11 protein-coding genes and 1 pseudogene are annotated in these 10,955 nt (G+C 68.5%); 10 read left to right on the plus strand and 2 right to left on the minus strand.

Annotation, left to right across the window (positions count from 1 at the left end):
- Position 1: 1 nt before the first annotated feature.
- Positions 2–569 (plus strand): annotated as a pseudogene (locus RM1_RS23915) (nucleotidyltransferase family protein).
- Positions 570–644: 75 nt separating this feature from the next.
- Here RM1_RS23915 and RM1_RS23920 read toward each other — a convergent pair.
- Positions 645–1,685, minus strand: coding sequence for an LLM class F420-dependent oxidoreductase (locus RM1_RS23920; RefSeq protein ID WP_027503514.1), 1,041 nt, complete (start codon positions 1,683–1,685; stop codon positions 645–647).
- A gap of 63 nt (positions 1,686–1,748) precedes the next feature.
- Here RM1_RS23920 and RM1_RS23925 point away from each other — a divergent pair, with 63 nt between their 5' ends.
- The 6 genes from RM1_RS23925 (at position 1,749) to RM1_RS23950 (ending at position 6,989) form a co-directional block, all read left to right on the plus strand.
- Complete coding sequence (locus tag RM1_RS23925; protein ID WP_072754123.1) at positions 1,749–2,720, plus strand: Zn-ribbon domain-containing OB-fold protein; 972 nt, start codon at positions 1,749–1,751, stop codon at positions 2,718–2,720.
- A gap of 14 nt (positions 2,721–2,734) precedes the next feature.
- Positions 2,735–3,802 carry a thiolase family protein gene (locus tag RM1_RS23930; RefSeq protein WP_072754124.1) on the plus strand — a complete coding sequence of 356 codons (1,068 nt, stop codon included), beginning with the start codon at positions 2,735–2,737 and terminating at the stop codon, positions 3,800–3,802.
- Positions 3,802–4,977 carry a thiolase family protein gene (locus tag RM1_RS23935; RefSeq protein WP_072754125.1) on the plus strand — a complete coding sequence of 392 codons (1,176 nt, stop codon included), beginning with the start codon at positions 3,802–3,804 and terminating at the stop codon, positions 4,975–4,977. Before RM1_RS23930 ends, RM1_RS23935 begins: the two co-directional genes overlap by 1 nt.
- A 12-nt stretch (positions 4,978–4,989) precedes the next feature.
- Positions 4,990–5,865: a TIGR03619 family F420-dependent LLM class oxidoreductase gene (locus RM1_RS23940; RefSeq protein ID WP_072754126.1), complete on the plus strand. Its 876-nt coding sequence runs from the start codon at positions 4,990–4,992 to the stop codon at positions 5,863–5,865.
- Positions 5,862–6,281: a nuclear transport factor 2 family protein gene (locus RM1_RS23945; RefSeq protein ID WP_072754127.1), complete on the plus strand. Its 420-nt coding sequence runs from the start codon at positions 5,862–5,864 to the stop codon at positions 6,279–6,281. Before RM1_RS23940 ends, RM1_RS23945 begins: the two co-directional genes overlap by 4 nt.
- 105 nt (positions 6,282–6,386) lie before the next feature.
- Complete coding sequence (locus RM1_RS23950; RefSeq protein ID WP_072754128.1) at positions 6,387–6,989, plus strand: DUF459 domain-containing protein; 603 nt, start codon at positions 6,387–6,389, stop codon at positions 6,987–6,989.
- A gap of 87 nt (positions 6,990–7,076) precedes the next feature.
- Here RM1_RS23950 and RM1_RS23955 read toward each other — a convergent pair whose 3' ends face one another.
- The gene (locus RM1_RS23955; protein WP_072754129.1) at positions 7,077–8,330 is read right to left on the minus strand and encodes a cytochrome P450; all 1,254 of its coding nucleotides are present in this window, start codon (positions 8,328–8,330) and stop codon (positions 7,077–7,079) included.
- A gap of 174 nt (positions 8,331–8,504) precedes the next feature.
- On the opposite strand from RM1_RS23955, the gene RM1_RS23960 reads away from it, so the two are divergent.
- The 3 genes from RM1_RS23960 (at position 8,505) to RM1_RS23970 (ending at position 10,919) form a co-directional block, all read left to right on the plus strand.
- The gene (locus RM1_RS23960; RefSeq protein WP_072754130.1) at positions 8,505–9,668 is read left to right on the plus strand and encodes a steroid 3-ketoacyl-CoA thiolase; all 1,164 of its coding nucleotides are present in this window, start codon (positions 8,505–8,507) and stop codon (positions 9,666–9,668) included.
- 7 nt (positions 9,669–9,675) lie between these two features.
- Positions 9,676–10,140, plus strand: coding sequence for a nitroreductase family deazaflavin-dependent oxidoreductase (locus RM1_RS23965; protein ID WP_072754131.1), 465 nt, complete (start codon positions 9,676–9,678; stop codon positions 10,138–10,140).
- A 107-nt stretch (positions 10,141–10,247) separates the two neighbouring features.
- The gene (locus tag RM1_RS23970; protein WP_072754132.1) at positions 10,248–10,919 is read left to right on the plus strand and encodes a GNAT family N-acetyltransferase; all 672 of its coding nucleotides are present in this window, start codon (positions 10,248–10,250) and stop codon (positions 10,917–10,919) included.
- Positions 10,920–10,955 lie beyond the last annotated feature (36 nt).

Below are 10,955 nucleotides of genomic sequence, written 5' to 3' on the forward strand. Positions count from 1 at the left end.
CATGCAAACCCCGACGACACAGCACCGCGTCGTCGGGGTTTTGCTTGCCGCGGGCCAGGGCAGCCGGTACGGCATGCCAAAGGTCTTGGCGCATCAGGGCGCTTGGCTCCGCACCGCGGTCGCGGCGCTGCGGGGCGGGGGCTGCTCCCGGGTCATCGTCGTGCTGGGCGCGGCGGACACCGAGGTGCCGCACGGCGCGGAGGCCGTCCATGCACCCGACTGGTGCGAGGGGGTCGGCGCCTCGCTGCGGGCGGGCCTCGCGGCCGCCTCCGCCGATCCGGGGGGCGGACTACGCCGCCGTCCACCTGGTCGATCTGCCGGATGTGCACGCCGAGGCCGTCGCCAGGGTCATCGCCGCCGCGGCCACCACCGAGAGCGGGCTCGCGCGGGCGTACTACGGGGACCGACCCGGCCACCCCGTCGTGATGGCCCGCGCTCACTGGGCCGCGGTGACGGCAACGGCGAGGGGCGACGAGGGCGCCCTCCCCTACCTCCGCGAGCACGCAGGCCGCGTGCGACGGGTCGACTGCGGCGACCTGGCGACCGGGGTGGATCGGGACACCCGCTGACCCGCCCCACGGATCGGGCCCCTGGTTGCCGATACGGCGACCAGGGGCCCGATCCTGGAACGTGTTCCACTCACATCAGGCCGGGTTGACCGCCGCCGCGAGCTGACGCATGTGCTCGACGTTCCGACAGGTCACCAACAGCATGGTGACGCCGGCCTCCTCCCACTGCTTGACCTGGGTGCGCACCTCGTCGACGTTGCCGATGATCATCGTGTCGGTGACCATCTGGTCCGGGACGATCGCGGCCGCCTCCTCCTTGCGGCCCGACAGGAACAGCTTGCCGATCTCCTTGACCTCCTCGCCGTAGCCCATCCGGGTGTACACCTGGGCGTGGAAGTTCAGCTCTGGCGCGCCCATCCCGCCGACGTAGAGCGCGGTGATCGGCTTGAGCTTCGCGATCTCCGCCGCCCGATCGTCGGTGATGACGACCTGGCAGGTGGCCGCGATCTCGAAGTCCTCGCGGCTGCGCCGGGCGCCGGGGCGCGCGAAGCCCTCGTCGAGCCATTCGTTGTACATCGGCGCCAGGCGCGGGGTGTAGTAGATCGCCAGCCAGCCGTCGGCGATCTCGGCGGTGAGCGCGACGTTCTTCGGACCCTCCGCACCGAGCCAGATCGGCAGGTCAGCGCGCAGCGGATGGGTGATCGGCTTGAGCGGCTTGCCCAGCCCCATGCCCCCCTCGCCCTGGAACGGCAGCGGGTAGTGCGGGCCGTCGTTGGTCACCGGCGCCTCCCTCGCGAGCACCTGACGCACGATCGAGACGTACTCCCTGGTGCGCGCCAGCGGCTTCGGGAAGGGCTGTCCGTACCAGCCCTCGACGACCTGCGGCCCGGAGACGCCGAGGCCGAGGATCGCACGGCCGCCGGAGAGGTGGTCGAGGGTCAGCGCGTGCATCGCGGCGCCGGTGGGCGTCCTGGCGGACAGCTGCGCCACCGAGGTGCCGAGCCGGATCCGCTCCGTGCTCGAGCCCCACCAGGCCAACGGGGTGAACGCGTCGTTGCCCCAGGACTCGGCCGAGAAGACCGCGTCGAATCCCGCCGTATCGGCCTCGGTCACCAACTCCTGGGCGTTGGCGGGGGGCTGCGCGCCCCAGTATCCGAGTTGCAACCCAAGCTTCACGAAAATCCTCCAGTTCAACAGTGACTATTGCCAGTGGAATAAGAACCTGTTCTACTCGACTTTGTGACCCCTGAAAAGACCCAAGTGGCCGAGCAGCCCCTGAGGGCACCACTAAATCTCAAATTCGACTACACGCGGTCCGTTGGACCGACCATCGGAGCGTTCGTCACCGGCCTACGCGACCGAAGGGTCGTGGGCGCCCGTGGCTCCGATGGCCGCGTCCACGTGCCGCCGACGGAGTTCGACCCCACCACCCACGAGCCGATGACCGACTTCGTCGACGTCTCGGACACCGGCACGGTCGTCAGCTGGACGTGGATGCCCGATCCCATCGAGGGTCAGCCGCTGAGCCACCCGTTCGCGTGGGCGCTGGTCAAGTTGGACGGCGCCGACACGTCGATCCTGCACGCCGTCGACGCCGGATCGGCAGACGCGATGAGCACCGGTATGCGGGTGCGGGTCCGCTGGGCCGACGAGCGCACCGGGCACATCCGCGACATCGCGTGCTTCGAACCCGGCGAGAGCGAGTCGACCCCGGCGCCGTCCGGCGGCGAGCCCGTCACCGACATCGTCACCCCGATCGACCTGCACTACACGCACACCGCCTCGTTCGAGGAGACCTACTACCTCCTCGGTCTGATGGAGGGCAAGATCATCGGTGGCCGCACCGACGCGAACGGCAAGGTCTACGTGCCGCCGCGCGGCGCCAACCCTACCGACGGCATGCCGACCAAGGAGCAGGTCGAGGTGTCCGACAAGGGCGTCATCACGACCTTCTGCATCGTCAACGTCCCGTTCCTTGGCCAGTCGATCAAGCCCCCGTATGTCGCGGCCTACGTCCTGCTCGACGGCGCGGACATCCCGTTCCTGCACCTGATCCTCGAGGTCGATCCGGCCGAGGTCCGGATGGGCATGCGCGTCGAGGCCGTCTGGCGGCCGAAGGAGGAGTGGGTGTACTCACTCCGGAACGTCTCCCATTTCCGTCCCAGCGGTGAGCCGGACGCGGACTACGACACCTACAAGCACCACCTCTAGGAGCCGAAAAGACCATGACAGACATTGCAGTCGTCGGCTTCGCACAGGCCCCCCATGTGCGCGAGACAACCGGCACCACGAACGGTGTCGAGATGCTCGTCCCCTGCTTCCAGGAGCTCTACTCCGAGCTGGGAATCACCAAGTCCGACATCGGTTTCTGGTGCTCGGGATCGTCCGACTACCTGGCAGGCCGCTCGTTCTCGTTCATCTCCGCGATCGACTCGATCGGCGCCGTGCCGCCGATCAACGAGTCGCACGTCGAGATGGACGCCGCCTGGGCGCTGTACGAGGCCTGGGTCAAGATCATGACCGGTGAGGTCGACACCGCCCTGGTGTACGGCTTCGGCAAGTCGTCGGCGGGCAACCTCCGGCAGATCCTTGCCATGCAGACCGACCCGTACCTCGTCGCGCCGCTGTGGCCGGACTCCGTCTCGATGGCGGGCCTGCAGGCCCGGCTCGGGCTCGAGGCAGGCAAGTGGACGGCCGAGGAGATGGCCGCCATCGCCCAGCGCAGCCGCGCCGCAGCCAAGACCAACCCGAACGCGCAGATCTCCGGCGACGTCGACGTCGAGGCGCTGCTTGCGTCGGATTACGTCGCGGACCCGCTGCGGGCCCACGACTGCGCGCCGATCACCGATGGTGCGGCCGCGATCATCCTGGCCCGCGGCGACCGCGCCCGCGAGCTGTGTGAGCGGCCCGCGTGGATCACCGGGATCGAGCATCGGATCGACTCCCCCGTCATCGGATCGCGTGACCTGACCACGTCGCCGTCGACCGCGGCAGCCGCCCGGGCCGCAACCGGTGGTGACGTCTCGAACATCGACGTCGCCGAGCTGCACGCCCCGTTCACGCATCAGGAGATCATCCTGCGCGAGGCGATCGGGCTGACCGATGCCACCACGATCAACCCGTCGGGCGGTCCGCTGACCGGCAACCCGATGTTCTCCGGCGGCCTCGAGCGCATCGGCTACGCGGCACGGAAGATCATGAGCGGTGACGCGCAGCGCACCCTCGCCCACGCCACCAGTGGCCCTGTGCTGCAGCAGAACCTGGTCGCAGTCATGGAAGGACGCAACAACTGATGGCGAAGCAATTGGCAGCCGTCCTCGGCACAGGCCAGACCTACTACGTCGCCAAGCGCCACGACGTCACGATGGCAGGCATGATCCGCGAGGCCGTCGACCGCGCGATGGCCGACGCCCACGTCGGCTGGGACGACATCGACGCCATCGTGATCGGCAAGGCCCCCGACCTGTTCGAGGGGTCGATGATGCCGGAGCTCGCAATGTCGGATGCGTTGGGCGCCAACGGCAAGCCGCTGCTGCGCGTGCACACCGCTGGATCGGTCGGCGCCTCGACGGGCAATGTCGCGGCCAGCCTGGTGCAGTCCGGCGTCCACAAGCGGGTGCTCGCCGTGTCGTGGGAGAAGCAGTCCGAGTCCAACGCGATGTGGGCGCTGTCGACGCCGGTGCCGTTCACGATGCCGGTCGGCGCGGGCGCGGGCGGCTTCTTCGCTCCGCACGTGCGCTCGTACATCCGCCGCTCGGGCGCGCCCGATCACATCGGCGCGATGGTGGCCGTCAAGGACCGCCGCAACGGTGCACTGAACCCGTACGCGCACCTCAAGCAGGGCGACATCACCGTCGAGTCCGTGATGGCGTCCCAGATGTTGTGGGACCCCATCCGTTTCGACGAGACGTGCCCGTCCTCGGACGGCGCCTGCGCCATCGTGATCGGCAACGAGGACGCGGCGAAGGAGATCCTGTCCGAGGGCCGCAAGGTGGCGTGGATCCACGCCACCGCGATGCGCACCGAGCCGCTGGCATACGCCGGCCGCAACGTCGCGAACCCGCAGGCAGGCCGCGACGCCGCGGCCGCGCTGTGGAAGGCCGCAGGCATCACCGATCCGCTCACCGAGATCGACGAGGCCGAGATCTACGTGCCGTTCTCGTGGTTCGAGCCGATGTGGCTGGAGAACCTCGGCTTCGTGCCGGAGGACCAGGGCTGGAAGTTCACCGAGGCAGGCGAGACCGCGATCGGCGGGCAGTTGCCGGTCAACGCGTCGGGCGGCGTGCTCTCGTCGAATCCGATCGGCGCGTCCGGCATGATCCGCTACGCGGAGTCCGCGATGCAGGTGATGGAGCGGGCCGGTGACCACCAGGTCGACGGCGCACGCAAGGCCTTCGGTCATGCGTACGGCGGTGGCTCGCAGTACTTCGCGATGTGGGTGGTCGGTACCGACCGCCCGACCAACTAGGAGGGACGCGCCGTGAAGTTCAGCGTCGGAATTGCGATGAGCCCGCTCGATCAGCTCATCCCGCTCGCGCAGACCGCCGAGGAGTGCGGGTTCGCCAATATCGCCTTGCCGGACTCGCTGTTCTACATGGAGACGGCGGCGGCCGACTACCCGTACACCCCCGACGGCTCCCGGATGTGGAACGCCGAGACCCCGTGGGTGGATCCGCTGATCGCCGCGGCCGCGCTCGGGGCTGCCACCTCCACCATCGGCTTCTACACGAACGTACTGAAGCTGGGGTCGCGGAACCCGCTGCTGCTCGCGCGGCAGGTCGGGTCGGTGGCGAACCTGACCGGGAACCGGTTCGGCTTCGGCGTCGGGATCGGCTGGGCGCCGGAGGAGTTCGAGTGGTGCGGCGTGCCGTTCAAGAAGCGCGGCGCCCGCGTCGACGAGATGATCGAGATCATCAAGTTGACGCTCGCTGGCGGCATGGTCGAGTTCCACGGCGAGTTCTACGATTTCGATCGGCTGCAGATCAGCCCCGCGCCGAGCAAGCCGGTGCCGTTCTACGTCGGCGGACACACCGACGTGGCGCTGCGCCGGGCGGCCCGGGTTGGCGACGGCTGGACCTCGGCGATGATGAAGTTCAAGGACCTCGTCGAGACCAAGCGCAAGCTCGATGATCTGCGGGCCGAATACGGCCGTGCCGATGAGCCTTTCGAGATGCAGGCCGTGTGCATCGACCGTTTCGGCAAGGACGGCTATGCCGAACTCGCCGACGCGGGCATCACCGATTCCATCGTGGTGCCGTGGATCTTCGACGGCGTGCCCTTCGACGGCCCGCTCGAGGCGAAGCAAGACTCGTTGCGCAAGTTCGCGGCCGACCACATCGCGGGAGGTGCGTCATGACCGATACCGCAACGGAGCACCCCGTCCGGATCGCCTCGCGCGCGTCCCAGTCCGCCGCGAGCGGTAAGCGCAAGGAGGAGTGGCTGGCGCTGTTCGCGGAGGACGGTTGGGTCGAGGACCCGGTAGGCCGTTCGGGTTTCGATCCAGAGGGCAAGGGTCACCACGGCCGGGAGGCCATCGCCCGCTTCTACGACATGACCATCGCGAACACCGAGTCGCTGACCTTCGACATCAGGGACACCCTGCAGTGCGGTGACGAGATGGTCTACATCGGCAGCATCCGGTCCGTCGTGGCGGGCAACCAGATCGATGCCGAGGGCGTGTTCATCTACCGGGTGAACGACGAGGGCAAGCTGCAGTCGATTCGGGCCTTCTGGGAGGTCGACCGGGCGATGAAGACGCTCGTGAAGCTGTAGTACGCACGAACGCAGGAAGGACCGCACCTCGTAAATCGAGGTGCGGTCCTTCTCGTTTCACGGCAGGGTGGGTCCGACCGCAGCCGATCGGAAGGACGACATCCAGTGCAGTGGCAAACGGAGGATCTCCGGATCTGTTTCGTCGGTGACTCTTTCGTCGCGGGCGTCGGCGACGAGACCGCGCTCGGCTGGGCCGGCCGACTGCTGGCCCGCAGCGCGCAGGCTGGACGACCGGTCACCGGCTACAACCTGGGGATCCGACGCGACACCTCGACCGACATCCGAGCGCGGCTGCGCGAGGAGGTCGAGCGCCGCAGGCCCGCGGCCGCGGAGCTGCGTCTGGTGTTCTCGTTCGGGGTCAACGACGCGACCGCCACGGATGGCGGCCGCCGGGTCCCGGCCGAGACCTCGCGGGCGAACCTGATCCACTGTCTCGACGTCGCCGGGGCCGCGCCGGTCCTCTTCGTCGGCCCGGCGCCCGTAGACGACGCGGACCACAACCACCGGATCCTCCTGCTCAACAATGATTTTCGCGAGATCTGCGAGGACCGCGGCTGCACCTTCGTCGACGTGTTCACCGCGCTGGAGAACCACGACGTCTGGCGTCAGCAGGTACGCGACAGCGACGGCGCCCACCCGCGGTCCGCCGGCTACGCGGCCCTGTTCGAACTGGTGGCGCCCGCATGGGACGACTGGCTGCGCGGCTGAGGCCACGGGCCGACCAGGAACGAAAACGGCAGCGCCGGCGCGGTGACCGCGCCGGCGCTGCCGGATGGTGCTGGTGGATCGACTGCCCTAGTGGGCGACCGGGCAACCGCCGGTCTTGTAGTCGACCTGGTACTCCTTGATGCCGTTGAGCCAGCCGGAGCGCAGTCGACGGGTCTCGCCGGCCTCGACGATGTCCGGCAGGAAGTCCGCGATCGCGTTGAAGATCAGGTCGATCTCCATGCGCGCCAGGTTGGCGCCGAGGCAGTAGTGGGCGCCGGTGCCGCCGAACGACAGGTGCGGGTTCGGGTCGCGCAGGATGTTGAACTTCTCCGGGCTCTCGAACACCTCCTCGTCGAAGTTCGCCGACACGTAGTTCATCACCACGCGCTGACCCTTCTTGATCGCCACACCGCCGATCTCGGTGTCCTCGAGCGCGGTGCGCTGGAAGGCGGCGACCGGGGTGGCCCAGCGGATGATCTCGTCGGCCGTGGTCTTCGGCCGCTCCTTCTTGTACAGCTCCCACTGCTCCGGGTTGTCCATGAAGGCCTTCATGCCGTGCGTGGTGGCGTTGCGGGTGGTCTCGTTACCGGCCACCGCGAGCACGATCACGAAGAAGCCGAACTCCTCCGGGCTGAGCACGTCGCCGTCGACGTCGGCCTCGATGAGGGTGGTGACGAGGTCGTCGGCCGGGTTCTCCTTACGGGCCTCGGCCATCTGGTACGCGTAGCCGAGGATCTCCATCGACGCGGCAGCCGGATCGATGTCGGCGAACTCGGGGTCGTCGTACGAGGTCATCTGATTGGACCACTCGAAGACCTTGCCCCGGTCCTCCTGCGGCACACCGATCAGTTCGGCGATGGCCTGCAGCGGCAGCTCCGCCGCGACCTGGGTGACGAAGTCGCCACTGCCCTCGGCGGCGGCGGCCTTGACGATGGCCTCCGCGCGGTCCCGCAACTCTTCCTTGATGCCGTTGATCGCGCGGGGGGTGAAGCCGCGGGAGACCAGCTTGCGCAGCTTGGTGTGCTCCGGGGCGTCCTTGTTCAGGAGCACGAAGCGCTGGAGTTCGATCTGCTCACGCTGCATGTCGTCGGCGAAGCGCGGGATGGCGGTGTTCTCCCAGGTGGAGAACACGTCGCTGCGCATCGACACGTCGCGGATGTCCTCGTGCCGGGTGACCAGCCAGTAGCCACCGTCGTTGAACCCGCCGACACCGTCGGGCTGCTCGACCCAGAACACCGGCTCGGCCTTGCGGACCTCGGCGAGTTCTTCCACCGGCAGCCGGTGCGCGTAGATATCGGGGTCCGTAAAGTCGAATCCCGCGGGAATGTTGGGCTGTGCCACTGTTGTCTCCTGCCATCGCGATCGGCGCCGCGCGTGATGTGGAACACGTTCTACAAAGATTGAAGCATAGAGCTTCGATGGGGGAAAGACTAGGCAAAGAACTGGGCCCGTTCTCCTTGCTCAACGGGGAGAACCTGTTCTACTTTTTGTAGAACACGTTGAAAGGAGCCCGCCGTGGGCACACCAGTAATCGTCGAGGCAGTCCGTACCCCGATCGGCAAGCGAGGCGGATGGCTGTCCGGCCTGCACGCGGCGGAGACCCTCGGCGCTGTCCAGGTCGGAATCCTCGAGCGGGCGGGCATCGACCCCGCGATCGTCGAGCAGGTCATCGGCGGCTGCGTCACCCAGGCGGGCGCGCAGTCCAACAACGTCACCCGCACCGCCTGGCTGGCGGCGGGCCTGCCGTGGCAGGTCGGCGCCACCACCATCGACTGCCAGTGCGGCTCCGCGCAGCAGGCCAACCACCTGATCGCCGGACTCATCGCGACCGGCGCCATCGACGTCGGCATCGCCTGCGGCGTCGAGCAGATGAGCCAGGTCCCGCTCGGCGCCAACGTCGGCACCGAGGCCGGCCCGCGGCGCCCCGCGTCGTGGGACATCGACCTGCCCGCCCAGTTCGAAGCGGCCGAGCGGATCGCGAAGCGCCGCGGCCTGACCCGGGACGACATCGAGGCGCTCGGCGTCCGGTCGCAGGCGCTGGCCAAGCAGGCGTGGGCCGAGGGCCGCTTCGACCGTGAGGTGCTGCCCGTGACGGCGCCGGTCATCGGCGAGGACAAGCTGCCGACCTCCGAGACCACGGTCGTCTCCCGCGACCAGGGCCTGCGCGACACCACCGCGGAGTCCCTCGCCAAGCTCAAGCCGGTCATCGAGGGCGGCATCCACACCGCGGGAACCTCCTCTCAGATCTCCGACGGCGCCGCCGCGGTGCTGCTGATGGACTCCGACCGCGCCAAGGCCCTCGGCCTCAAGCCCCGCGCCCGGATCGTCTCCCAGGTGCTGGTCGGTGCGGAGCCCGAGTTCCACCTCGACGGCCCGGTCCAGGCCACCGCCAAGGTGCTCGAGAAGGCCGGCATGAAGATCGGCGACCTCGACCTGTTCGAGGTCAACGAGGCCTTCGCCTCCGTCGCGCTGTCCTGGGCCCAGGTGCACGGACCGGACATGGACAAGGTCAACGTCAACGGCGGAGCGCTCGCGCTCGGCCATCCCGTCGGCAGCACCGGTTCGCGCCTGATCACCACCGCCCTGCACGAGCTCGAGCGCCGCGACGCCTCGACCGCGCTGATCTCGATGTGCGCGGGCGGCGCGCTCGCCACCGGCACCATCATCGAGCGGATCTGATCCGGCCATGAAGCGCCCACCGCTGCTCGATACGCAGTTCACCCGGGTCGTCATCAAGTGGATGTCGAAGACGAACGTGATCGCGTACCGGGCATCCGGTGGGCGAATCGGCGGCAAGTGGCGGGTCGGCAGCGCCGCGAAGAGCGGCCTGCCGATCTGCCTGCTCACCACCACCGGCCGCAAGTCCGGCGAGCCGCGGGTGAGCCCGCTGCTGTTCCTCGAGGATGGCGACCGGGTGGTCCTGGTCGCCTCGCAGGGCGGTCAGCCCAAGAACCCCATGTGGTACCTGAACCTGAAGGCCGACCCCAACGTGAAGGTCCAGATCCGTTCCGACGTGCGCCATCTGGTCGCGAAAGTCGCCGACGACGCCGAGCGCGCGGACCTGTGGCCCCGCTTGGTCGCGATGTACCCCGAGTTCGACGATTACCAGTCCTGGGTCGAACGCGAGATCCCCGTCGTCGTCTGTTCGTAGCAATTGCGGGCCCGTTGACAGACAATCTGGGTGGAGCCCGCAGGATTGCCCATCCGGCAGGTGCGTGCTCCGCGCTGTTGCAACTCAACGGATAGGGAGATTTCGTCATGACGGCTGGCCCCCAAGATCAGATCCTGGACCGACGTGAGCTCGCCTCGGCGCTCCTGAGGGCGCTCGATCTGCGGCACGAGGTCCTCGATGCCATCGTCGACAGTGACGACCATGCCGCCGCCGTCCGGAGCGTCAGCGCGCTCCTCGAGACGACTGAGGACAACGCCAATGCGGTGCTGGGTCTGCAGCTCGGGCGCCTGACCAAGCTCGAGCGCGACCACCTCCGCGACGAGGTGACCAACCTGGACGCGACGCTGAAGTGGCTGCCGGAACAGCGCCCCTTCAGCACGGGGACGAACGTGCGGCTGCGCCCGTTCACCCAGGACGACGAGGACGTGGAGCTCTACCGGCGACGCTCGGCCGAGCAGCTCGATGCCGACGGCAAGCCGTGGCAGGCGGATCGCATCGAGGAAGAACGTCGGGCCGGCCTGAACCGGGTCGACGAGGAGACCGCGGCGTGGTTCGTCGCGGAGAACACCAGCGGCGAGCGGCCGGAGTGCGTCGGGCTCGTGTTCGGCGAACTGCACGGCGGCGAGGTGGAGCTGGCGGTGTGGGTCGCGCCCGAATCACGCAAGCAGGGCTACGGCACCGCCGTGATCAAGCTGTCGCGGCCCGAGCTCGCCGCCTACTTCCCAGGCACGACGGTCATCGTCCGCTCCCCCGCCTAGGCGCTTCGCGCCCGTGCGCGGTTGACGAGTCCACAC

Source organism: Rhodococcus maanshanensis NBRC 100610, from assembly GCF_001894865.1.
In the GTDB taxonomy this organism is placed as follows: Bacteria; Actinomycetota; Actinomycetes; order Mycobacteriales; family Mycobacteriaceae; genus Rhodococcus_G; species Rhodococcus_G maanshanensis.

Bases quoted from the DNA above. Each gene is read 5' to 3' on its own strand.
- RM1_RS23965 (WP_072754131.1), top strand. From the start codon at position 9,676: ATGAAGCGCCCACCGCTGCTCGATACGCAGTTCACCCGGGTCGTCATC.
- RM1_RS23930 (WP_072754124.1), top strand. From the start codon at position 2,735: ATGACAGACATTGCAGTCGTCGGCTTCGCACAGGCCCCCCATGTGCGC.
- RM1_RS23945 (WP_072754127.1), top strand. From the start codon at position 5,862: ATGACCGATACCGCAACGGAGCACCCCGTCCGGATCGCCTCGCGCGCG.
- RM1_RS23970 (WP_072754132.1), top strand. From the start codon at position 10,248: ATGACGGCTGGCCCCCAAGATCAGATCCTGGACCGACGTGAGCTCGCC.
- RM1_RS23935 (WP_072754125.1), top strand. From the start codon at position 3,802: ATGGCGAAGCAATTGGCAGCCGTCCTCGGCACAGGCCAGACCTACTAC.